Below are 22,735 nucleotides of genomic sequence, written 5' to 3'. Positions count from 1 at the left end.
GGACACACCACCACCAAGCGTCCATAACAGGCACCTGGCACCGCCAAGACCAACGACGAGGACATCAAAGACGGCACGGGCCAAGCTCCGGATAATCGCCGCCCGCTACGGCGAATCAGGCTATGGCGCCGCCTACCTCCTGCCCATCTCTGTTGATGGACTCGTCATCGTCGCCAGCGTCAGCCTCGTCGAAATCAGCGACCGCATCCGCGCCACGACGCCGCAAGTGGCACTCACCGCGGTCACCGAGCATCTCGCCGCCCCAACGCCCGTGATGCAGGCGCCCGGGACGCCCGATCCGGCTCCGAAGCAGGTCGGGCAGTCAGGCAACGCAGCAGGTACCACAAGCGGAGTAGAGGCACCTCCGAGCGCCGGCGCTGAGCGCGCCGGCGCGCCGAGCCCACCCGCCCAGGACCGGGTCGCGTCGCCGCAGACGGTCACCGCCACCAGCCCGATAATCACCGACACCACCGGCAACAATCCGCCGTCAAAGCTCGGCCACGCGCAGCCACGGCCCGACCCCGTTACCGCGTCTGCCCTCGGTAGGCCATCCCGAGCGGTCGCGGAAACTGCGGACCCCGCTGCCGTGCAAGGAGGCGGCCAGCCGCCTCCTGATGGGACCGCGACAAAGCCGTTGCCGGCCCCCGACGCCGCCCATGGAGCATCGCCCGCACAAGCCACGAGCGGTGACCTGGACGGAAGAGAAATATCGGGCAGCGGTGACACCTGGTTAGCCGATACCGCCGCAGCGGTGGCGTACTGGCGACGCCGCAATCCCACCATGCAACCAGGTGAGGTCGCCGAACGGATCGGTAGGTCAGAGCGGACCGTGCGCCGCCACTGGCAACCGCGGACAGGGAATCGATCCGCACGCGCCAATGGTCATCCCACCGGTAAACGGCGACGCTGATCCTCGGCCGACCTGATCGACCAGGAGCGCGGACGGCCCTCCAACGACGACAAAAAGAACCACGTTCGTCCTCATCGCCGCGACGGACGGCGTCGGCCGGGCGAGACACCGCGGGCGCTAGGAGATTCGGCGCCGCAGTGGGCTGCACAGGGCCGATCCTGTGCAGCCCAGCGCAATGTCGAGACCTCGCGCTACGGGCGGACGCCTCCCACCGGCACCCGCGTTACGCGATTAATGCCGTCACCGCTGACGGCCCTCAGGTACCAACTACCTGACCGAGTAACCGTTGGTTCGCGCACGTTGACTGGCGCCCAGACCGTCAGGAACGGCGGATGGTCGGCTGCGCCGCCGGCGGGTAGGCGTAGCCGGCGTCACCGGGAAAGAGGCCTTGCGGGTCCGGCCACATGATTTGCTGCACCCGAACCCGCTGGTCGTATCGAGCGATCGCGGCGCCGGGGTACAGCTCGTTGGTCGCCGTGCCGTCGATGATGACCGCGTCGTAGCCGGCGATCAGGTCGCTGACTCGTTGGCCGTCAGTGAACCGCTCGGCGCGGTCGTAGACGCGGGTCGCAAGGTCGTTGAGCAGTTGCTGTGCGATGGTGAGATCGAGTCCGGCGATCAGCAGCTCGGGATAGCCGTGAGCGGTGAGCCCGACGGTGTAGGCGAACGGGGTGCTGTCGTCGGCGTCGGGGTGCACGAGCGTCACCGCCCAGCCGACCCGGTCGATGATCTCGCTCTGACGGCGCAGGAACTCGTCCATGCCGTTCACCGGTCAACTCCTTGCGGGTGGTCGTGACCCTCGACTTGCGAGGGCGGTTCGACTTCGACGAAGCCCCAGAGCCGTGCGATGAGTTGCAAGGCTTGGGTGCGGTAGCGGTCGGCGAAGCCTCGGCAGATCGCTGGTTCGGCGCGGGGGTACAGGTAGTGCGGGAGTGTGTCGTGGCAGATGATGAACGACTCTCGTCGGCGGGTTTCGGCGACGAGGTCGCGCAGCCTGCCAGCCGAGAGGTGCATCTTGTTGCCGGGAGCGAAGATGCAGGTATCGCACTGTCGGGACAGCAGCCTGGACTTGCCGAGAATCGGATCGCCGACGCTCAGGTCTGCGTGGATGCTTTCGTCCTCGGCGTCGAGGTTCGGCTCGACGGGACCGTCGCCGGGGTGGGGCACATGTTCCATGATGCCTGCCATGTCAGACGAGCAGGGGGCGCCGCCTGATGGCGACGCCCCCTGGGTATCGGATGGTGATGTGGGCGCATTGGCCTGCCGCCGGTGACTGGTTGGCGGGTCGGGTCGGAGCGCCGTGTGCGCCGGTGGTCGGTGGCGGTCACTGCCTAATGAGGGGTGCGTGGACGGCGAGCAGGAGCCGGTCGGTCGGTGGCCATCCGTCGGCGGCGGGCTGCCAGGCGTCGGCGGCGTCGATGGTGGGAAACGGTCCGACGACGGCGATGTGAGCGCGGTCACGGTCGAGCAGGGCCAGCGCGACGCGGTCGCCGTCGAGAGTGGTGGTGCGGGCCGCGTGGGCGATGTCCGGTGGTACGGACGTCCACTCGTCGTCGGCGAGGTGCGGTTCGCCGGGATCGTGCAGGGTGATTGGTGTCGTGGCGGCGATGTCGTCGTCGTGTATGGCGAGGTGGGACCCGTAGTCAGCGGCGGCGGCGCGGCCGGGGATCGGTCCGTGCAGGGACAGGGCGTAAACGGTGGTGACGGCGAGCAGGGCGTGGGGCTGCTGGTCCTCGGCGGTGTCAATCAGAGCGAAGCTAAACGCGTCACGGCTGCCGATATCGATCAAGGTGATCATGGTGGCTCGGCCGGTGGCGGCGTTGTCCCAGTTAATGACCTCGAAGTGGTCGCCGGCAAGAGTGAGAAAGCGCTGGTAGGCGCGGTTGCTGATGTCGAATGTTTGTCCGATGTCGTTCACGGTTTCTCCCGATTTCAAGAGGCGGTAAGCTTGTGTCGTGGCGCGGGTGGTGAGGCAGTAGAAGGCGATTGGAGTTGGCGGCGGAAGATCACGGCACTTCGTGGCTCCTCCTGCCGTGCCCTTCGGCTACGGCAGGAGCGTGGTCGCGGCTGCGGAGGCGATGGGCGCTCGTCGCTGGCGGTTTTGGCCTAGCGGTCAAGGCAGAGGTTCGATAGGCGGGGCGGGTCTATCGGGCGAGGACGAAGCCGGTTACCCGGAGCAGTTGCGGCGCCCCGTCCGGGCCTGCGCTGCAGGAGTGGGTCGAGATGCGCTAGGGCTGCCCGTCTGCGCTGGTGGGGACGTGGCTACGCGCTGGCCTGGCGGTGGCGGTGTTACGGGCGCCATGTGGTGCTGACCGCGTCGAGCTGAGCGACTTGGTCTGCCGGGAGGGTTCCTGCTCGAAGCTTGCGGCGTTGGTCCTTCAGCCACTTGCCGAGGCGATATCCGTCGTGGCTGGTGACTGCCGTAGGCACACGAAGTGTGCCGTGCCGGTGGTGATAGTCGCGGGCGTGGGCAAGACCGGTACTGAAGTGGAGGTCTCTGAGGTTCTGGACGTCCCACATCATGTCGAGGGCGTCTAGAGCGGCAATTCGATCATCAGTGAGGGTTCCGCGTTTACGGAGCATCCGCTGCGCGACGATGAACTGTCCGAGGCGGTAGCCGTCGGCTTCCGTGTGACGCGGTGGCACGCGTAGGTGCCCGTGCCGGGCGTGGTAGGCGGCGGCGTGGGAGATGCCCCGTTCCCACATGGCTAGGTACGGGTCTGTTTCGAAGCCGAGGCGGTGCAGGGCTGCCGTGCGCTCGGGGTCGAGGCGACCGCTGTGGTGAACACGGCGTTGGGTGCGGATCCAGCTCCCGAGGGGATACCCGTCATCCGCGATGTATCCAGGCGACACACGCAGGTGCCTGTTTTGGGTGCGGTAGGCGGCGGCGTGTTGCAGACCGTTCTCCCAGCGAGCGCTCCTGGGGTCCCAGAGCATGCCGAGAGTGTCGAGAGCCTGGATCCGTTCGGATGCGATGGTTCCTGTGCGGCGTGCCTTGCGCTGACTGTGCACCCACCGCCCGAGCGGATAGCCGTCGTCGGTGATGTGATCGACGCGTGTGTAGAGGTGTCCGTGGACGCGGTGGTAATGAACGGCGGCTCCGTACCCCTCCCACCATGGCGAGGTGGTGGCGGTGATGAGTCGCACGGTGAGGTGCTGCAGGTACTGGTCGATGTCGTAGCCATCGGGGAGCCGCACCTGGACCTGTTCAGGTAGCACGGCAGAGGCGTTGAGGTACTGGCGCTGTTGGTTGAGCGCGACAGCCAGGGACTCATCATGAGCACGGAGGGCGCGCACGACCTGCCAGATGGTTGCGTAGCCATCGGCGTCGGCTTGAGCGTCCACGGCGGCGTCGTCGTCGACGAGGACTGGGACGAGGACGGTGGCGACGCCGCTGCCGGTGGTGTTACGCCTCAGGGCGCGTCCGACTGCTTGGACGACGTCAACCGTGGAGCTCTTGGGATGGCTGAACACGACGGAGTCGACGGCGGGGACATCGATGCCTTCGCCGAGGCAGCGGACGTTGGACAGCACCGTCCATCCGCTGTCGGGCGGGTCGGAAAGGTCGCGCAGGAATGCGCGGCGCGCGGCAGCGCTGTGCCGGCCATCGACGTGGTGACACGTCACCGTGACGGGTGGGCGTGTGGGGTCGGGCAGCGCGGCGAGGGTGACGGGCAGAGTGGCGGCGAAGGCGCGCGAGTCGGCCACCCGATGGGTGTAGACGATGGTCCGCCGCAGGTCGAATTCAGCGGCGGCGCGGGCCAGCGCCGCAGCGACCATGGCCGTGCGCAGCGGGCCGCCTTCGGTGCCCCCAATGTCGCGGGTGCCGGTGAGATTGCGGATCAGGGGAAGGATCTCGGCGCGGCTGACGCCGACGACGGCAATGCGGTAGTCGTCAAGCCAGCGGTCAGCGATGGCTTGGGCGAAGGTGTAGCGGTGCAGGACCGGCCCGAACACGTCAATGTCATCCATTGGCAGCAGGTGATCGTCGTCCAGATCACCGGTGCGGGGGGTAGCGCTTAGATACAGCCGGCGGACAGCGGGCATGCCGTGGTCGTGGTGGAAGAGCGCCGCATGTTTGTCGCCTGGGCCGGCGCTGTGATGAGCCTCGTCGACGACGAGGAGGTCCGCGACGATGTCGGTGGCGGTCAGGGCTGCGCCGAGCAGGCCGGCGGAGCGGTGGGTGGTGACGATCAGCCGGGCACCGCGGGTTCGGCTGCGCAGCCAGCCGGTGATGGTGGATGCGTCGGTGGTGACGGTGACGGCCTCGGGCAGGTCACGAGGGTGTGCGGCGGCATCGGTGACGGTGTCGTCGCCGCACACGGCGAGGGTCGCGGTTCTGGGGTGACCGAGGACAGCGAGGGTTTGAGCGACCAGCGCAACGGACGGGCACGCGATGACGACGTGACCGCCGGGCGGGCAGAGCTGCGCTGCGATGTGCGCGGCGGTGACGGTCTTGCCTGTGCCACACGCGGCGTGGATCTGTCCCCGGCCGCCGGTCCGTAGGGCGGTAACGGCTGCGCGTATCGCGAGACGCTGCCATCCGATGGGCTCTGGCAGGCGGTCCACGAGCAGGCCGAAGGTCTCCTCGCGGTCGCCGCGATCGTTGGTTGGAGCTCGTAATCCCGCGCGGTCAAGCGGAGTTGGGCTACCGCTTGCCATGGCTTGGGGTGTGGGATGCGGTAAGGCAAAGGGACTAAGCGGCGCATGGGGTAGTCGCATGGGACCTCCTTCAGGCACGCCGTCCCACCTACACAGGCGGGACGGCGGCGGTGGGTATGAGTTGTCGAGGCAGGAAGCCCAGTGGCGAGAAATTGACCAGCTGAGATAGCTCGATTGGAGGGTGTGGCGCGACGGGTGAGAAAGCCGAGCCCGAGATGGTCTGTGGCAGGCAGGGAACGGGGGTGATCACGCCGCCCAGGTGTAGGGCGTGAGTCGCTGCGGCAGAGGGGAAGGTGGCTGGCTGGGTCGGAACCAGCCGGTGATCCGCGCCGCCACGGCAGCTGCCGGGGCGGTAACTCGTGCCCGGCCCCGGGCGACCAAGGTCGGCCGAGTGGCGGCTCGGCAGGCCCGCTCGGCGTCACGTGCTGGAGGGCACGGGTATGCCTCGTCGGCGCAGCGCAGGTTGGCGCAGCGTCCTGGACGGTTGGGGTGACGTGGGTGGGCTTCGGCGACGTCGGCGGCGAGGAGCCACAGCAGGACGTCGCCGACGTTGGCGGGTAGCTCGCGACGGTGTCGCATGGTTGTGCCTGCCCTTTCGGATGGATGTCGGCGGTCCGGTCGCCGTCCCGACCAGCGGCCGAGGAACGCCGCTGTCGGGTCCGTCGGAACGGCGACCGGGTGCAGTGACGCTCGACTTCACGGATAGATCAAGTCCGCGCCGTACCGCGCCGCGAGCAGATGGCAGGCGCTGCGTCTGTCGCAGGCCGGGGCAGGGCAGGTTTTGCACTGGACCGCGTGGGGGCTGTCGGTCGGCGTCCGAGAGGTGCCTGGCATTGCGCAGGGTGATGGCTGCCCCGGCCGTCGAGGCCGGCTGCGGCTCGAGGCATCAGGACCCGGCGAGGCCGAGCTGGCGGCGTTCGGCGCTCAGGAGCGTGCGGGCGGGCTGGTGCCAGGTGTCGTCGTCGAGCGGGGCGGCGGTTGTGCCGTCGGCGAGTGCCTGTATCGCGGGGACCTGGTCGGCGTAGACGCCGCCGAGTTCGGTCAGGTCGGTGCAGGCGCGGGTGATGGCGGCGCGGGTCTTGGCGGTCCAGGGTCCGGGCCGGCCCCACGTTTCGCGTCGGCGTCCGCGGATGGGCCCTTCGCAGAGGTGGTAGCCCAGCCACACCACGGGCGGGTGCAGTCCGGCGGCTTCGGCGAGGAGAGCGACGTTGTCGTAGTCGCCGGCCTGGTCACCGCGCACGGGCCGGTAGCCGATGGAGCGGGGGTTGGTCAGTAGGCGCCAGTAGCCGGGAAATACGGCGGTGGAGGCGACCATGTCCTTGGCGTCGCGGAAGCCACTGGCAGTCAGGGCCTGTGGCAGCTGGTCGAGGAGCAGGTGGGCCAGTTCGCGGCGCACGGCGGGCACGCTGGGGTCGTCGGCCCGCCAGTTGCGGCCCCGCGCTCTCGAGGTGCCTGCCTTCGAGTCTTCTGGCTGAGCGTCGGCGGCGGGGTCGGGTTCGAGTTGCGGTAGACCGTTGCCGTCGGCGAGGTGCCCGAGCAGGTGGGCGGCGAAGTCGGAGAGCATGGTCTCGAAGCCGCGGCTGCGGTCGTAGTAGTCCTGCACGGGTGTCCAGTGGCCGCCGCCGCGGTGCGCGACGCGGTGCGCGGCCTCGTGCAGTAGCACCAGCAGGGTGCGGTGCCGGTCGGTGAGCGCGTCGCGGTGGATGGCCACGTCCCCGGTCAGGGGGCGGTAGAAGCCGTCGGCGCAGGGTGACTCGTCGCTGTGGTCGTAGACCTTGACCCGGTCGAGGGCGAACGGGCCGATCGCGCGGCGCACCAGCTCGCAGCTGGCGTGCAGCAGGGCGCGTTCGGTGTCGGTCAACGCTTTCTGCGTGACCCAGTGGGTGCGGTTACGGTTGCGGGCGTAGTGGCGGGTCTGGCTGGCTCTGGCCGCCTCTACGCCGAGCAGGCCCATGATGCTCGCCTCTTGGTGCCCGCTCAGGCCGGCGGTGGTCAGCTGGGTGTAGCCGTTGTCCTTGAGGTCGAGTGCCCCTCCTCCGCGCCGTGCAGCTGGTAGAAGGCCTGCTCGGGGAGGTTCGCGCGGCCCCAGGTCCGCCACGCGGCGCGGGGGCGGGGCAGGTTCACGTCGGTGAAGAACTGTTCCTGTTCGCGTAGCTTTCCGCCGTCGAGGACGTGCCGGGCGAACAGGGCGATGAGTGGCGGGTCGTCGCTGCCGGCGAGGATGTCGCGGACCGCGGTGCGCAGCGCGCTGGCCTCGACGACGGTGCGGTCGCGGTTCTGCAGCGCCTTGTGATCGAGTGACAGGTCGTAGGAGGCGAGGAAGCCGGGCATGCGGGTGACCAGCACCCCGCCGATCCACACCCGTCCCGGGTCGCCGTCGCGCACGCATACTCCGGGCGCCGCGGGTGGCTGGTAGCCGGGCTCGGCCAGGGCGCGGAACCGTCCGATGGCCTCCTGCGCGAGGTCGCGGGGGCATTCGATGGTGAAGGTCGTGCCGCGGGTTCGGGTGTTGGGGTGGAAGTGGTAGACGAGGACGTCGCTGCCCTGCTGGGTGCGCGACGGGATGAGCCCGCCGAGCAGCTTGCGGCGCTCGACGGTGGGCACGAACCCGTAGGAGACGGTCTCGCAGCGCACGGGGCCGATCTGCGGGCTGCGGGCCAGCACGAGGCAGGCGAGTTTCTTGCCTTCACCGAACTGGCCGATCTGCTCGTCGGTCTTGCTGGACATGCCGAGGATGAGGCCCTCCTCGGGGATGCCGGGCCCGTCGTCGGCGATCGTCAGGACACCATCGGTCCAGCTGACCGCGGCGTTTGGGTCTTCGTCAAGGGCGTTGGCGATTAGTTCGGAGATCGCCCGCACGGGCGTCCACGACTTCACATACTCGGGTGAGATGGGGTAGGCCAGGCTGTCGGCATCCGCCGCAGCCATACCAGTGGGTGAGCCGGCTGAAGTGCTTGCGGCGCCGGTCGCGCTACTCGGGGTGGACACGATCTTCCTCCAAAAACGAGAAGATCCGCGACCGATTTGGTCACGGATCAGGTCTGGCGAGGTAGGGGCTGACGAGGGGGCAATGGGTCCGGGTGGATGGCCCCCGGCCCCGCCGATCATCTGCGGCGGAGCCGGTGGCCCGATGGTCAGTCGTGAAGGCGGGTGCGGGTCGCCCTTATGTCGAAGGTGTCGGCGCTGACCATGAGGTCCAGCCACTGGTAGCCGGCGGCGTGTGCGGCGCGTAGGTCCTCGATGAGTGGGTCGGATTCCTCGGTGAGGTGCAGGTGCTCGACGAAGTCGTCGCCGCCGAGGTCGGGGTCGCTGCGGTGTCCGTCGAGGCGGGGGTTCCAGCCGTGGGCGTGGACGGTGAGGCTGTAGCCGGGCCGGTTCGGGTTGGTCAGTCGGGGCAGGCCGTTGGACATCAGGTAGACGCCGTCGTCGTGGACCCACTCCAACGCTCCGGGGCAGGGGACGCCGGCCTCTTTCTCGGTGAGGCTGGCGGCGTGCTCGCTCGCGGCGATGGCGTGTTCGGCCAGTCGCAGCGTGTCGGTGAGAGGGAAGTACAGGTGCAGTGCCATCGATGGGCTCCTGTCGGTGGTTCGGTCAGGATTGGGCTAAGGCCGAGGATGGTGCCGCGCTGCAGGGCGGCGACGGCGTTGGGGAACTGGCGGCGTTGCCCGCCGTGAAGGGCGGTGGCCAGGTCGCCGCCCCACCGGTGGTGCTGGGTCAGGGCGGCGGCCTGCTCGATGCCGTTGTTGGCACTTCTGCCGGTGTGGTGGCGCACGGGGGCGCCGAGTCGCCGTTGGCACCCGCGGCGGGCTCCTCGGTGGGTTAGGCCTGTTCGAGGGCGGTGACGGCGGCGTCGGCGATGGCGTCGACGGCTTGGATCGGGTCGTCGACCAGCAGGGTGGTGGTGTGGGTGAAGGTGTGTCCGGACTGGTCGGCGGGGCGTAGCCACAGCACCGCGCAGCCGCTCTGATGCAGGGTGGTGATCAGCCGTTGCGCGGCCTCGGTGTTGGGTAGATCGCCGTCGGAGACGACGGCGAGCATCCGCAGCCGGCCGGGTTGGCGCAGGCGCAGCACCTCGTCGGCGAGTTTGACCGCGTCGAGGAACGCCGTGGTGCCTCCGAGCGCTGACATCTCCAGGACCTGGGAGGGCCGTTGGCTTGGCGACACGAGCAGGGAGGCGCTGGTGCCGAAGCCGATCATCGCGGTGCTGGCCTGGTTGCTGCCGGCCGCGCTGGCGAGGATCCAGCCGGCGGCGGACATCGGTGCGGCGTATTCGCGCATCGAGCCGGAGGTGTCGACGAGCACGGCCAGGTGCAGAGTCGGCTTCGGCGGCGGGAGCTGGACGCGGCGCTGCCACGGGGTGGCGGTGGGCATGCCGCCGGCGGCGATCTGCGCCTTGGCGGTGATCGTCTGGCGGGTGCGTAGTCGTCCGGGCGGTATCGGGCTGGGTCGGGTGTCGGGTTCGGGTTGGTGGGTGCGGGCCCGGCGCAGCCGGGTGGCGAGCCGGCGGGCGGCGGCACGCTCGGCGTCGCTGGGGTCGCGGCGCCTCCACCAGGAGGGCGCCCCGTGTCGCTCCTCGATCTGCTGGGCGGTGTAGTCGGCGGGTGTCAGGCCGGCGCTCTGCGCGAGGTAGTCGCCGAGGGCCTGGGCGAGTTGACCGGCGAACGCGCCGGGGTCGGCCTCGGGTGGCGTCGGGCGCTGGCGGGGGTCGATGCCGAGGATGTGGCACCACCGCCACGCCAGGTCGATCATCGCCGCGCCGTTGGTGTCGTCGGTGCTGTGCGCTTGCCGCCAGATGTCGCGCAGCTGGCGCAGTTTCTGCCGGCCGAGGACGGTGGTGACGGCGGCGCGGACGCCGCTGATGTCCTTGGCGGTGATGATGCGGGCATCCACCCGGGCTAGGAGCAGGGCGGCGAGGGTGCCGGCGTGCCAGGCGTCGTCGACCGGCGCGTCGCCGGGGTTCAGCAGGGCCGTCACGGTGTGGCGCAGCCACCGCCGATCGGCGCGGCGCCGCAGGCGTTGGCGGTTCTCGATGCGGGATTCCTCGAGCATGTCGGCCACTGTGGCGACGACCGGCGGTGTGCCGACAGGGCCTGTCCACTGGCTGTGGGTGGCGTGGGCGGCTTCGTGCACGAGCAGCCCGTAGGCAGTGGGCACCAGGCGTTTGTGTGCGGCGCGACGCGGGTCGGTGATGTCGGGGGTTCCGATGTGGGTGGCGTCGATTTCGATGCGGCGCTCGTCGGGGTAGAAGCAGGCCGGGGCGCCGCCGCCCGCGCCGGGGGCGACGGTGACGCTCAGGTCGGTGCGGCCGGTCAGGACCGGGATGTGCCGGGTCCACGCGTCGCTCCACGGCTGCCAGTCCGGATCCCCGGACGGCCCGAGGGCAGTGCCGCCGCGTTGGTGGTGCGAGGGGTTAGGCATGGGGTTGTTCCTTTCTCGGGTAGCGGCGCTCAGCGTTGTTTGCCGAGGGCCAGGGGGGTGACCTCGGCGCCGAACTGCGCCTTGAGGGCGGTGAGGACCTGCTCGCGGTCCTCGATGGGCGCGCGGCCGACGAGGTTGGACACCGCCGCCGCCGGCCCGAGGGTCTTGCTGACGCGAGTGAAGCCGAGCAGCTCGCGTAGCTGCGGCGCCCACCCGATCCGGCCGGCGGCGAGGTCGACGTTCAGGCTTATCGCGGCGTCGATGGCGGGTCGGGGAACGCCGAGGTGGCGGGCGAGGTCCCAGTCGGTGGTGACCTCGATGTGCACGTCGAAGCGGGAGGCGAGCGCTTCGGTGAGGATCGCTCCGTGCACGCCGGGGTTGTGCCCGCCGGCGATGTAGAACCCGTCGACAGCTTCGACGCGTTCGTTGCGGTAGCCGGGGATGGTGATCACGCGCCGACCGTCCATGGCCGGGTAAAGCACGGCGAGGACCTTCGGCGGGATGAGGGTGGCATCGTCGACCAGCAGCGCCCGGCCTTCCCGCATCGCGGTGACCAAGGGCCCGTAGACGAACTCGAACCCGCCGTCGGGCAAGGGGATGAAGTTGCCGAGGAGATCCTCGACGACGGTGTCGCCGGTGCCGGCGACGGTCAGCAGGTCGGGGTAGGCGGCCTCGACGAGGGCGGTCTTGCCGGTGCCGGGCGGCCCGTAGAGCAGCACCGGGATGCGCTTGTCGCGCAGCCTGCGCAACACGTCGACGTCGGTGGCCCCGGCGAGTTTGCGGGGGAAGTACAGGTCCCCGTTCGGGCGGGTGACCGGCTGTCGCCGGCCTGACCCGGCCCGACCACCGGCGGCCGATCGCGGTGCAGGGGGCGGCATAGTGCCGGCGGCGTCGATACCGGCCTTTGTGATCTGGAAACGGTGCGGTCCGGTCAGGTGCGTGGCGTATCCGGCTTTGGCCATCTTCTTGCACACCTCGTACACCGCCCCGGTCGACGGCACATCGAGGATCTTCTTCAGCTCACCGACGGTGAATATCTGGTCAGGGTGAGCGACCAGATGCGCTGCGACCTTGTAATACAGGTAGCCGGGACGCCGGTCGCCCGTCGTCGTGGGCGACGTGGTGCTGGTAGTCGGATCCATGCGGGTCCTCCCAATGGATAAGGGATGGAGCCCGCGCACCCGTCTCCGGGGTGCGCGGGCGGTACACATCCGCGCAGCGGAGACGGGACATCGGATGGAGCTCAGATCGCAGGCAGTCAGCCGGTTCTAGGCGTTCGAGGAACCGGTCGTCTGCTGCTCAGAAGGGTTGGTGAGGGTGATGGTTCACAGCGTTCGGGCGAGATCCACCAGCCGATACAGCCCGGTCACGATGCGGCTGCCCGCGGTTCGTGAGGGTCGGCGCGGCGAGCGGTCGACGGTGACCGTCTGCTCGCCGCGCACACGCGTGATCTCGTAAAGCCGGCGGTCCAGGTCGACCGCGGCGGCGATGCGCATCTCGATCCGTTCCGACGGTGGCGCCTTGGCGAGGTCACCGTGGCGGTAGCCCGGTCGGCCGGGAGCGGCCCAGACCTCGAAGACCAGAGCGAAGCCGATGCAGCGTCGCCCGTCGCGGTGCAGCCACGACCGCATGGCGTCGCGCGCGGGCGGGCTGCCGGCGATCTCGGCCAGGCTGTGCAGGACCACGGCAGGCGGCAGACTCGCATCTCCTCCGGCCAGGGTCAGGTTGTGCCAGACACCCCAATCGAACAGGTCAGCATCGATGGACACGGCGTGTGACGGGTCGGCGAGCGGCCAATCGAACACGCCGATCAGCGTCGGAGTGAGATCCCATCCGTGCAGCTCGTGCAGCGTCTCGACGTCGAGGAGTGCGCGGGTCAGCGCGTCTCGGGTACGGGGGTGAAGCATGCATCCTCCTTCAGGAATACGTGATGTCGTCAGCGGGTCTGAGCGCCGCAGGACCGACGGCGGTGAGCGCGTGTCTCGCCGTTAGTCCCGGACTTCAATGCGACTGCGGGGTTGAGCCCGCGCACCCGTCTCCAGGTGCGCGGGCGGTGACAAGTCCACGCCGCGGAGACAGGAACATTGGGATTGGACGTCAGCCGCCAGGCGGCGGATACGCGCCGTGAACTGCTGGTGGTGGCGACCGCTGCCGAGTTGAGCCGGTGGCTGTGTCAGGCTTCGGGATGTCCGACCACCCGGTCGCAGCGTCGAGGATCGACCGGTGTCCAGGGCAAGCCCCAGCCGATCCGGTAGCGCCCGTTCACGGGCTGAGCGAGGTGAACGCCGCCGCCGAGGGACAGCGGCCGGGCGACGGTAAGCACGTCGGCGTCGAAGTCGACGGTGTGCCAGTCACCCCCGACGGTCTCGGCCATCTCGGCGAAGGTGTGCGCGAGCGCCCGGGCGACATCGGCGTCGATGCTGAGCTCGCAGGCCCCGTTCCACCAGCCGATGAGTGTCGCGGCGTAGCCCTCCTGGTAGCGGTGTGACTGGCGGCTCGTCTGGTAGCGCAGCCAGGGCCCGGAGAACACGGCGGCGCTGCCGCGCGCCGGCTGGTAATCAGGAGTGGGCATCGACCACCGCCACCGACCAGTCCGCCGCGCGGAGCGCCACCGGTATGCGGTGGATTCGCCCAGGCCGCCGAGCGGGCAACCGCCGGCTGGCTACGGCGGGTCCACGCGCTGCCATCTGCGCCGTCGGATCCGGGTTTCGACGCCCGCTGACAAGGTCTCGGAAAACCATCCGCAGACGTGCAGGGATTTGGCCGCTATCGCTGGCGGCATCGTAGGCTCCCTCAGCGTCGAGCCACACGACGCCGGCCAGGTCGACCCAGGCCACCGGGGTGCCGCCCGGCGGGAACCGCCAGCCGGGGTGCAGCAGCCTGGGCAGCGCCACGATGTCCCCGGGATACGGCGCCCAGTCGGTGTAGCTGCAGGGCACCACGGTGCCGGGCCGACGGCCGGCCTGTACGGCGTCGGCGCAGGCGAGGCAGGTGGCCCCGTCGATCTGGGTGGTGCCTCGGCAGGCGTCGCAGGTGTGCCAGTTGCTCGGGTCGCCGTCAGGGTCGTAGCTGGTGTCCCACGCCCCGGTGACCTGCCCACCGAGCCGGTAGCCATCGATACGGTGCTCGCGGCTCACGAGCCGCATCGGCGCGGCCAGGTGCGCGTCGATGCTGGCGACGGTCGCGCCGGCGCGTACCAGCACGGCGAAGAGGTGGTGTGCCATCAGCGCGTCCCCTGATCGCTCGTGCGGGCCGCATGCGTGCGGTAGGCGTCGTAGACCGCTGCGGGGATCGGGCCGTGCCGGCGGTACGGGGGAAGCTGCAGCGGCTGCTCGTAGGTGGCCCAGAAGGCGCGGACGTCGGCCGGAAGGCCGGTGGGGATGCTGGGACCTTGTGGCCGAGCGGCGGGCCGCTTGGGCAGCCGGCGGGCCGCTGCGAGGTAGGTGTCCTGTAGCCGCTGCAGGTTGTGCGGTGCGAGGTCGATCTCGTACTCGACGCCGTCGAGGGCGATGCGGTGGGTGCGGACGTCCTGCGTGCTGTGGTCCAGGTCGTCGCTGAGCACCACGATGGTTTTGGTTGACATCGGGCTGCTTTCTGTTGGGGGACATGACGAAGCCCCGCCACCAGTGGAGGTGGCGGGGCGGTGCTGACGGTGTGATCGGCGCCGGCACTACAGGGCCGGTGCCGGCGCCGAGGTTGCGGTCAGCCGGCGATGTAGGCGATGTCGCCGTCGGCGTCGGTGACGCGCACGATGTGACGCGGGGCCGTGGGGATGAGGTCCTCGCGGTTGACGTTGGGCCACTGGTAGCCGTCACCGCCGAGGCGGGCGATGGTGTAGCGGGGATCGTCGAAGCCGTCGATGGCGACGTACAGGCATGGGCCCATCTCCACCATCAGCGCTGGCGCGACGGTGACGATCTCCCCGGCATCCAGCGTCCGCTGGTCCTCGCGTGCCGGCTGCTCAGACATCGGCTTCTCCTTGAGGGCAGAGGTTTTGCTTGGCGTCGTCGTTTGTGGGTGGGTCGGGGATGGCGCCGACGATGCGGTCGCAGTCGTAGGGGTGCACGGCGTTCCAGGTCCAGTTCCAGCCCATCACCACGTAGCGGCCGTCGGCGTCGGGGTTGATGCGGTCGACGGCGTCGGGGTCGGCCTGCACGCGGCTGTCGTCGGCGACGATGACGTCGCCGTCGAAGGACATCCGCCCCAGCGATTCGTCGACCTGCTGCTCGGCGTCGGTGTTGGTGGCGCCGCCGTCGAGAAGGCGCTGGCGGAATTGGTCGCGGTGGGTCTGCTGGTCGGCGACGATCGCCTGCGCGACGTCGCGGGTGCAGGTGAACACGGCCCACCCGTTCCAGTGGTCGATCAGGATGCCGGCGAACCCGACCGGGATGCGCATCTGCCCATCGGCGTTGGGCTGCCAGGCCCAGTCTCCGGCGAACACACCCGGCCCGCCCAGTCGCACGCGGTCGGGGTGGACATGGGTGAGGTCGCGGTCGTCGCCGTCGGGGTGCAGGATCATGCGGCACTGGCGTGCGGCCTCGGTGTGCGCGGCGTCGGCGTAGCCGCCGCACCACGCCCAACGCGCCTGGTCGCGCTGCTGCGCGTTGAGGTTCTCCCAGGCTGGCGCTCCGGGTGGAGCGTGTTGGGCGTAGCGCTCGGGGTCCTCGGCGAGGTGGTACCGGTCGGCTGTCGGGAGTCCGTCGAGGATCAGCGGGACGATGTCCTCGGTGCCAGAAAGGACCCGTCGGGCGATGTCGGTGACGTCACCGCGCGCCTGTCCTCCCAGGGTGTGCTGTGCCCACCAGGTGGCGGCGCCGCGGCCGGCAGCCGCCCCGGCGGTACGCAGCGCCTCACGCACCTGCTGCCCGATATCGGCGGGGTGTAGGGCGAGGAGCCGACGAACGCGGTCGGACTCGCCCAGCAGAAGCGACAGGTGGGAGCCGTTGTCCCAGGCCACGTCGAGGACCTGACCGTGGGGGTCGTAGCGGCGGATGGTCCCCTCGTCACCGGGGCGCAGCCGGGTGTGGGGGTCGCTGGTGTGCGCCAGCACGACCCGGTCGCCGCGGCGGTACGTGCCTGCTGCGGGCTGGTCTTCGGGGTGGCTGTTGCTGGTAGGACTTGTCATCGCAGGTGTCCTTTCGATGTGGTGTTGTACGTGTGGCCATCGGCGATGGCGGTCGTGGAATCGGGTTTCCTCGCCCGCGTGCCCGTGCCGTCGTCGCAGAGGGTCGGCAGGCGTTGCGGGGCGGTCATCCTTCGAGGCGGATCTGGTGCGGCCAGAGGGCGGTGGCGATGCCGGGTCGGGGGCCGCAGGTGCAGTAGGCGGTCAGGGTGGGCGGGTTAGTCGTGCCGTAGACGGGCCGGTTGTCGACGCGCACGAGCACCCGCCGCCCGGCGGGGAATTCCACTGGCGCGGCGGGGTCGTTGCGCCAGTGGATGTCGGCCACGACGCGGCCGAACACCCAGTCGGCGAATGAGGCCGTCTGGGGGTATCTGCCGTGGTCGGAGGCGATGTCGGTGATGAGCTGACGGGCTTGCTCCAGGCTCAGCTCTTCGAGGAGGTCGTCGGGCACCGGTGGATGCGCGGCGAGGCTGACGACCTGCACACCGCGACCGGCGAGCGTGCGGGGCGTGTCGTTCTCGCCGGTGATGGTGATCTGGCCGCTGTGGTGGTCGACGGCGGTGACCCGCCGTCGGATGGCTTCGCCGACTGGTTGGACGAGGTCGCCGACGGCGATGGCATTGCCGGGATAGCCGCGGCCGGCCAGGCGGATTTCGACGGCGGCGCGGTCGAGGACCGGGCTGCCCGGTACGTGGACATAGGCGTCGAGGTCTACCGGCGCTGCCGGCGGTCGTTGCGGCAGTCGCAGGATGTGACCGTCGGGCTCGTGCGAGCTCAGCTCGGACGTCATGCGGGTGGTCCTTTCAGTTGGGGGGCAAACGACGGCCGGCCGCGGCCCCCGGGGTGGGGGTCGCGGCCGGCGATGAGCAAGGTGGTGGATGGTTGTCGGGGGTTACTCCTCGCAGCCCCATACGCAGCCGTCGGGGCTGCAGGGCTGGCCGGCGGCCATGCGGGTCAGGGCCGCCCGGCCGTCGGGATCCTGCGCGCTGCTGTGCAGCGGCCAGCCGAGCCCTTCGGCGAACACGGCGATCTTCGGCGCCCCGTACATCGGGTAAGGGGCGGCGGTCACGGCGCTGACCACGTCATCGCGGCCGAGCAGCCAGGCCAGTTCGGTGAGCTTGTCGACCGCCCGTGCTGCGGATCCGCTGCGGTGGTTCAAGATTTTGTGCACGGCGAACCACAAGTACTCGCGGCCGTACGCCTCGGCACCGGCGTGACCGTCCCACCGGCTTTGGTTCCACTGCTCTGCGGTGAAACCGGGGTGCAGGAATGGGCGGGCGTGATCGACGTCGAGGGCGTTGATCAGCAGATCGCGGCGGAAGCCGAACACGTCGTCGTTGCCGGCGTGTTGGTTGATGCGGTACAGGATGTCCTCCTGCGTACGCGAGATCATGAGCTTTCCCTTCCGGTTGTGGGTATGGGCTGATAGGTGAGGCGGTGGAGCGGGCGCACTCAGTGCGTGCTGCCCTATGGACCGCCGGTTGCGGGTGCCGGTGGTGGCCAGGGCTTGCGGATTAGGCGGTCACCGAAGAACGGGTTCGTGGCGATCAGGGAGCCGCAGCGGTTGCAGGAGGTGGTGATGTCGGAGCCGTACCCCGCCATGGACGGCGCTTCGACGTGGTCGATCTCGTCGGTCGCGCCGCACACGGTGCACACCGTCACCTCCGGGCCGCCGTCGTTGAGGGCGGGTTGGGTGACGAAGAGTTCCTCGGCCGGGTTGAGGTGGTGGGCGCTGTGCCGTAGCCAGCGGCCGTGGACCGTTGCCTCGTACGCGACCAGCCGCCGCTGGTCGAGGTCCAGCAGGTACAGCCACTCCAGTGACCCCTCGACGTTCTCGCGCAGCGAGCCCCGCCATGGGAAGTCGTGGCCGGCGGTCGGGTAGCCCACGCCCGGCACCGGCGGATGCTGGTCCCATCGGCGGGGTTTGGGGTCGACGGCGAGCTGGACCCAGGTACGGGCGAGCAGCGCGGCGGCCATCGCGTCGGTGTCGCGGTCGAACGTGTCGGTCCAGATCCGGCGCAGCAGCGGCACCAGGACCTCTGGTGCTTCGCCGAGCTGGATGCGGCGGGCGAAGCAGGTGCCGCGGGACGCGGACACACCGATCAGCGCAGGTGCGCTCACGAGTCTTGGTCCTCCTTTAGTTGAGGGGTGTGCGGCTACGGCGACCTTGAGGTCGCCGGGAGGTGAGAGCACCCCGGGTGTCAGGCTGCGGTGGCGTTGACCCAGGGCCACTGGTAAGCGCCGATGGCGTAGTGGCCGTCGGCGTCGATGCGGCACAGGTCCTGCTCGAGCCAGCGGCTGCCCTCGTCGGTGTGGTCCTCCCATTGCACGCTGACCTGACGAAACGCCAGCCGCAGAACGGGGTGCTGTCCGGGCACGTCGCCTGTGGCCAGCTCGTGCAGGTCGTGAGCCATACGCTCGACCTCGTGCCGGGGAAACCGACACAATGGCCCGCCAGAGGAAGTGGTGTATCCGTCGGCGACCAGCGCCCTGTAGGTGCCGCCGCCGACGGTGGCGCAGGTGACGGTCACCGGCGTCCAGCTCGCGCCGCGTGGCAGGTGGCCGTGGCGGCTGCGGGAGAGCAGGTATCTGTCGTTGTGCAGCTCGCTGGTGCGGTCGGCGTTGACGCCGAGCCAGGGCACGTCATGCTGACGGGCGAAGCGAAGCAGGTCGAGCAGCGTGCGGCGCCCGTCGAGGTGCGTGGCGTGCAGGGACATGAGCCCGTCGCCCTGGTACGGGCGAGGGTTTCCCGTGGCGCCGGTGTCGGTGTAGGTCCATGTTTCGGCGCGTACGCGGTGCTCGGCGCCGCTAGCGTCGTACCAGGCGGGCGCGCCGTTAGACGTCAGCCAGTCGCCGTCGTGCTCGCGGGACCAGAGCAAGGCGGGCACGTCCGGCTGATCGGGGCGGTACTGCTCACGGATGTTGCGCTGCGGGCAGGCGGCGGCATGTTCGGCCAGCGGATGGATCTGCGCCGCCGGCAACCAGAGTCGACGTGTCATGATCGTTCATCTCCGTGTGTTGTTGGGCCACCCGGCACACGAGGCGAGCCGGGTGGCTATTAGCGATCGGGGGACGCGGCAGCATCGATCGGTGCTGTGCGGTGTCGCCGCCACGGCCACGCGGCATCAGCCGCGGTGTCGAACACCGTGTCGCTGCAAGCGGTTGAGGGCGGGGACCTGCTCGACCGCAGACCGCTAGGGCCCGGCGGTGAGCGGGCGTTCTGAGCGGCCATCTATGGCTCGACGCATAAGCGCGAGGTATCGGGTTGCGCAGCGCGGAGGTGCTTTGGTGCCAGCCATCGATCGGTACCTCGCGATCACGGCCATCCTCAAGCTGCCTGCGGGTTGAGCGGGGACCGCGCTTACGGCCAGCGTCCGCACTGCCATCGGGGATGCTCGGGGTTAGTCGGGTAAGCATGAGGAATGGGTTTGTCCGTCATTGGACGCTGATGTGGACGTGGTTGGTGTGCCATCCGGAGGGGTCGTCACCACCCCATGGGTTGTTGTAGGGGTGCCAGCCTTCGGACTCGGTCCAGATCTGGCGGAACCAGATGACGTACTGGATGCCGAGACGGTCGGCGTTGGCGACGGACCATGCGGCCATCGCGTCGCCGCGGGTTTTTTGGGTGCCGGACGCTTCGCCGCCGGAGGTCATCATCCAGTCGCAGGCGCGGCCTTTGGGGTGTTCGCCGTGGTCGTCGACGCGGTAGCAGCTTGGCTTGGGGAAGCCGGCAGCGGTGCTTTGTTGCACGAGATGGAGTAGGCGTGGGGTTACGCAGCCGGTGCCGGTGGTCGGATCGGGACGGATAGCGCAGTTCTCCTGCGGCCAGGAGCCATCGGAGTTACGCGGGGCCGGTTCGGCGGCGCCGAGCATGGAGGAGCAGTCGAGTCCGACGCCACCGCTTGAGGTGACCTGCTCCTGCACCAGTGAGGTCGCGTCGTCCTCCCACTTCGCGTAAGCGTCGGGGTAGGCGGAGCGTTGGACTGCTTGGGCGGCCTCGGTGAGCGGCATGCTCTGCCAGCCGGCGATGGTGGTTAGCTCGTCGTAGAACTTGCCGGCTGCGTAGGCGGGGTCGCCGAGTTGGGCCGGCGTTCCCCAGCCTTGGCTGGGGCGTTGCTGGAACAGGCCGACGGAGTCACGGTCGCCGCCGGCCAGGTTGCGGAGCCCGGACTCCTGCATGGCGGTGGCGAGCGCGATGATCCAGCCGCGAGCTGGCACCTGCTGTTCGGCGCCGACAGTGATGATCGTGCGGGCGTTGGCGAGTTGGTCGCTGTCCCAGCTCCGAGCTCCGTCAGTTGGCGAGGACGCCGCGGAGGTGGGCAGCACCGGTCGCCCGTCCGGGCCGACAGCGGCGTAGCAGGCGGCTGACACGCTGCCGCCTCCGCCGAACAGCGCGGCGACGCCGCCGGCGCAGAGCACCAGCACAGCGATCACGCCGGCGGCGACCGCACCGAGTGCGCGGGCACTCACTGTGGCGCCGATGCTGGTGGTTGCGATCCGCACCGCTGCTCAGCGTCCCCGGTGCCGTCGGTGCCCAGGCAAGCGACCAGCGGGTAGGTGGCGACGGGGGTCCCGTCGCCGGTGTGCACGACGATGGTGTCGGTGGCGGCGTCGATGAGGTAGATCCATTCGACGTCGAGGTGCCCGGCGTGGCAGAGCGGGAAAACCGTGACCGGTTCCGGCGGGTCCACCGTCACGCCGTCGCTGGTGGAGGCCAGGGTGATGCCGACTCCGGGTACCGGTTTCTGGCCGGCGAAGTTGGAGCGGGTGCTGGCGGTGGTGTCCTCGTCGAGCTGTTCCCAGTCGTTGGCGAGGATCGTGGTGATCAGCTCGGCGGTGTCGTGGTGGGCGTGGGTGGCCCAGATCGCGGCCAGGGTCGGCAGCACGTTGGACGGGTATCCGTCGTAGTGCACGATCCGTGCGCGCACGAGGGCTGGGTTGTCGGGGTCGATGACGCCGATGCAGCAGGTGGTACTCACGGACAGGCTCCTTCGCACGCAGGTGAGGACTGGGTAGCGCTTTCACGGGGGACGCGGTCTTAGGCGGGTGGGGTGCTGGGCCTGGCGCGCCAGCCGTAGACCGGGTCGGTGGTTTCGCTCGATCCGCAGCGCAAGCAGCGGGCGGTGGTGCTCTCGCCGTAGGCGGCCATCGACCTCGGCAGTTCCGTGATAACGACTTCGTCGACGGCGCCGCAGACCCGGCACCTGATGGATCCGCCGTCAGGTCCGCATCGGCTGAAGATCGGCTCGGCTGCGCTGGCGTCGGCTGCGGCGGCCGGGTTCATGCCTTGGGTCCGGTAGTTGCGGGCCGGGTGTAGTGAGCGGTGGCGGCCAGCAACGCGACCAGGCCGGGGTAGGTGGCGGGCAGGTCGCGGGAGTCGGGGATGTCGTCAACGAGCACCAGGGGGTGCTCCTCGCCGCTGAAGTGGGTGAGCTTGTAAAGCCTTCCGTCGGTGTCGACGGCGTCGATGCGGCGGACCTGGCGCAGTTCGCCGTCGAGCGTGGAAACGTCTGCGTAGCAGGCGGCCCAGGCCAGAAGCCGCGTGTCCGGAACGGCGTGGCGGATCCGAGTGATGATCGTGTCAAGGGTGCGGTGGTAGGGCGTGACCTTGGGGGTGCTGTGCAGGGTGGCCGCGAGGTGATGCAGGAGGGCGGGTAGCCCGGCCGGGTTGTCGAGAACGTCGTCGGGGTGCGGCGGGAACTCCACACTCCGCATCGCCGGACCCCGCGACGCGGCGGCGGCAATCAGCGGCCAGTCGTGGACGAGCAGCAGCGTTGGCAACTGGTTGAAGTCAAATCGGGCTGATTCGGTGGATGCCTCAATGAGGCAGGTGCAGAGGTTGTGAACGGCGTCGAAGGACAGCACGGGGTCTCCCATCTCAGGGGTGCACGACGGCAAGGACCCCGCAGCCGGATTGGCTGCGGGGTCCTTGGCGGGTGAGGGTTGGGCGGAGGTTCAGTGGCGCTGTCGGTCGCGGCTGCGCACCGCCGCGGTGCGGTGCGGCAGGTATTCGCGGACCCCGCCGTCGATGCGCTTGGCCTCGTACATCGCGCTGTCGGCTTCGGTCAGCAGCTGCCGTGGGCTGACATTGGCGTGGTGGGTGTGGGTGTAGCCGACCGACGCCGTCACGCACAAATCGCCGTTGACCACGATGATCGTGCCGGCGGCGATCGCTTGCCAGGCGGCGTCGGCCGCGGCGGCGGTGTCCTCGCGACTGCCAAGGACGAGCAGCGCGAACTCGTCGCCGGAGAGCCTCGCGGCGATCCGCACGGGCGTGGGAAGGCTGGACAGGCGGCGGCCGACCTGATCGAGCAGGTCGTTGCCGACCTCGTGCGTGAGGGTGTCGTTGACGGTTTTGAAGTTGTTGAGGTCCAGCAGCACGACCCCGACCGGCGTGTTGTCGGCGAGGGCGGCGCGCAGCCGGGCGTGGAACAGCCGCCGGTTGGGCAGGCCAGTGATGTCGTCGTGGTTTGCCTCCCAGCGGGCCTTAATGAGGGCCCGCTGCTGCCACGACAACAGGGGCGCGGCGACGGCGAGGCCGGCGAGAACTCCGCCGGCGCAGGTGAGCATCTGTTGCACGGTTTGCGACACTGGTATGGCTCCTTGTCTCAGAAGGAGCACCG

The 22,735-nt window shown here is 69.7% G+C and carries 23 protein-coding genes and 1 pseudogene; all 24 read right to left on the bottom strand.

Annotated features, from left to right (window positions below; all coding sequences use genetic code 11):
- Positions 1–1,229: 1,229 nt before the first annotated feature.
- Positions 1,230–1,670, bottom strand: coding sequence for a DUF4262 domain-containing protein (locus tag AB0H28_RS14610; RefSeq protein ID WP_358039056.1), 441 nt, complete (start codon positions 1,668–1,670; stop codon positions 1,230–1,232).
- Positions 1,671–1,675: 5 nt separating this feature from the next.
- The gene (locus tag AB0H28_RS14605) at positions 1,676–2,098 is read right to left on the bottom strand and encodes a hypothetical protein (RefSeq protein WP_358039008.1); all 423 of its coding nucleotides are present in this window, start codon (positions 2,096–2,098) and stop codon (positions 1,676–1,678) included.
- 136 nt (positions 2,099–2,234) lie between these two features.
- On the bottom strand, positions 2,235–2,828 hold the full coding sequence (locus tag AB0H28_RS14600) for a hypothetical protein (RefSeq protein ID WP_358039006.1): 594 nt from the start codon (positions 2,826–2,828) through the stop codon (positions 2,235–2,237).
- Between the two features lie 371 nt (positions 2,829–3,199).
- A complete protein-coding gene (locus tag AB0H28_RS14595; RefSeq protein WP_358039003.1) occupies positions 3,200–5,572 on the bottom strand; it encodes a Helicase associated domain protein in 2,373 nt (790 codons plus the stop codon).
- Positions 5,573–6,458: 886 nt separating this feature from the next.
- Positions 6,459–7,526 carry a hypothetical protein gene (locus AB0H28_RS14590; RefSeq protein WP_358039000.1) on the bottom strand — a complete coding sequence of 356 codons (1,068 nt, stop codon included), beginning with the start codon at positions 7,524–7,526 and terminating at the stop codon, positions 6,459–6,461.
- Between the two features lie 38 nt (positions 7,527–7,564).
- On the bottom strand, positions 7,565–8,500 hold the full coding sequence (locus AB0H28_RS14585; RefSeq protein ID WP_358038997.1) for an ATP-binding protein: 936 nt from the start codon (positions 8,498–8,500) through the stop codon (positions 7,565–7,567).
- A 206-nt stretch (positions 8,501–8,706) separates the two neighbouring features.
- Positions 8,707–9,138 carry a DUF3085 domain-containing protein gene (locus AB0H28_RS14580; protein WP_358038994.1) on the bottom strand — a complete coding sequence of 144 codons (432 nt, stop codon included), beginning with the start codon at positions 9,136–9,138 and terminating at the stop codon, positions 8,707–8,709.
- A 41-nt stretch (positions 9,139–9,179) separates the two neighbouring features.
- Positions 9,180–9,350, bottom strand: a pseudogene (locus tag AB0H28_RS14575) (monooxygenase); the annotation flags it as partial.
- A gap of 41 nt (positions 9,351–9,391) precedes the next feature.
- Positions 9,392–10,990, bottom strand: a complete 1,599-nt coding sequence (locus AB0H28_RS14570) for a VWA domain-containing protein (protein WP_358038991.1) — start codon at positions 10,988–10,990, stop codon at positions 9,392–9,394.
- A gap of 29 nt (positions 10,991–11,019) precedes the next feature.
- Complete coding sequence (locus tag AB0H28_RS14565) at positions 11,020–12,132, bottom strand: AAA family ATPase (protein ID WP_358038987.1); 1,113 nt, start codon at positions 12,130–12,132, stop codon at positions 11,020–11,022.
- A 183-nt stretch (positions 12,133–12,315) separates the two neighbouring features.
- Entirely contained in the window at positions 12,316–12,795 is a 480-nt protein-coding gene (locus AB0H28_RS14560) for a hypothetical protein (RefSeq protein WP_358038984.1), read from the bottom strand.
- A 368-nt stretch (positions 12,796–13,163) separates the two neighbouring features.
- The gene (locus AB0H28_RS14555; RefSeq protein WP_358038981.1) at positions 13,164–13,562 is read right to left on the bottom strand and encodes a hypothetical protein; all 399 of its coding nucleotides are present in this window, start codon (positions 13,560–13,562) and stop codon (positions 13,164–13,166) included.
- Positions 13,549–14,214, bottom strand: a complete 666-nt coding sequence (locus AB0H28_RS14550) for a hypothetical protein (RefSeq protein ID WP_358038978.1) — start codon at positions 14,212–14,214, stop codon at positions 13,549–13,551. The genes AB0H28_RS14555 and AB0H28_RS14550 overlap by 14 nt, the downstream gene beginning before the upstream one ends.
- The gene (locus AB0H28_RS14545) at positions 14,214–14,573 is read right to left on the bottom strand and encodes a histone-like nucleoid-structuring protein Lsr2 (RefSeq protein WP_358038975.1); all 360 of its coding nucleotides are present in this window, start codon (positions 14,571–14,573) and stop codon (positions 14,214–14,216) included. The genes AB0H28_RS14550 and AB0H28_RS14545 overlap by 1 nt, the downstream gene beginning before the upstream one ends.
- Before the next feature lie 119 nt (positions 14,574–14,692).
- Positions 14,693–14,959 carry a hypothetical protein gene (locus tag AB0H28_RS14540; protein WP_358038972.1) on the bottom strand — a complete coding sequence of 89 codons (267 nt, stop codon included), beginning with the start codon at positions 14,957–14,959 and terminating at the stop codon, positions 14,693–14,695.
- Entirely contained in the window at positions 14,952–16,115 is a 1,164-nt protein-coding gene (locus AB0H28_RS14535) for a DUF4314 domain-containing protein (protein WP_358038969.1), read from the bottom strand. The genes AB0H28_RS14540 and AB0H28_RS14535 overlap by 8 nt, the downstream gene beginning before the upstream one ends.
- A gap of 124 nt (positions 16,116–16,239) precedes the next feature.
- Positions 16,240–16,902 carry a hypothetical protein gene (locus AB0H28_RS14530; protein ID WP_358038966.1) on the bottom strand — a complete coding sequence of 221 codons (663 nt, stop codon included), beginning with the start codon at positions 16,900–16,902 and terminating at the stop codon, positions 16,240–16,242.
- Between the two features lie 102 nt (positions 16,903–17,004).
- Positions 17,005–17,505 carry a hypothetical protein gene (locus tag AB0H28_RS14525; RefSeq protein ID WP_358038963.1) on the bottom strand — a complete coding sequence of 167 codons (501 nt, stop codon included), beginning with the start codon at positions 17,503–17,505 and terminating at the stop codon, positions 17,005–17,007.
- Positions 17,506–17,579: 74 nt separating this feature from the next.
- Positions 17,580–18,233: a hypothetical protein gene (locus AB0H28_RS14520; protein WP_358038960.1), complete on the bottom strand. Its 654-nt coding sequence runs from the start codon at positions 18,231–18,233 to the stop codon at positions 17,580–17,582.
- An 80-nt stretch (positions 18,234–18,313) separates the two neighbouring features.
- Positions 18,314–19,111 (bottom strand): hypothetical protein, encoded by a 798-nt coding sequence (locus AB0H28_RS14515; protein ID WP_358038957.1) that lies wholly within the window; start codon positions 19,109–19,111, stop codon positions 18,314–18,316.
- 436 nt (positions 19,112–19,547) lie between these two features.
- Positions 19,548–20,582, bottom strand: a complete 1,035-nt coding sequence (locus AB0H28_RS14510) for a hypothetical protein (RefSeq protein ID WP_358039053.1) — start codon at positions 20,580–20,582, stop codon at positions 19,548–19,550.
- A complete protein-coding gene (locus AB0H28_RS14505; protein WP_358038954.1) occupies positions 20,579–21,091 on the bottom strand; it encodes a hypothetical protein in 513 nt (170 codons plus the stop codon). Before AB0H28_RS14505 ends, AB0H28_RS14510 begins: the two co-directional genes overlap by 4 nt.
- 301 nt (positions 21,092–21,392) lie before the next feature.
- Complete coding sequence (locus AB0H28_RS14500; protein ID WP_358038951.1) at positions 21,393–21,977, bottom strand: hypothetical protein; 585 nt, start codon at positions 21,975–21,977, stop codon at positions 21,393–21,395.
- A gap of 90 nt (positions 21,978–22,067) precedes the next feature.
- A complete protein-coding gene (locus AB0H28_RS14495; RefSeq protein ID WP_358038949.1) occupies positions 22,068–22,703 on the bottom strand; it encodes a GGDEF domain-containing protein in 636 nt (211 codons plus the stop codon).
- Positions 22,704–22,735 lie beyond the last annotated feature (32 nt).

It is taken from the genome of Micromonospora sp. NPDC050980, from assembly GCF_040653835.1.
Taxonomy (GTDB): domain Bacteria; phylum Actinomycetota; class Actinomycetes; order Mycobacteriales; family Micromonosporaceae; genus Micromonospora.
The sequence above is the reverse complement of the archived record's forward strand: the minus strand, read 5'-3'. Positions and strand labels throughout refer to the sequence as shown.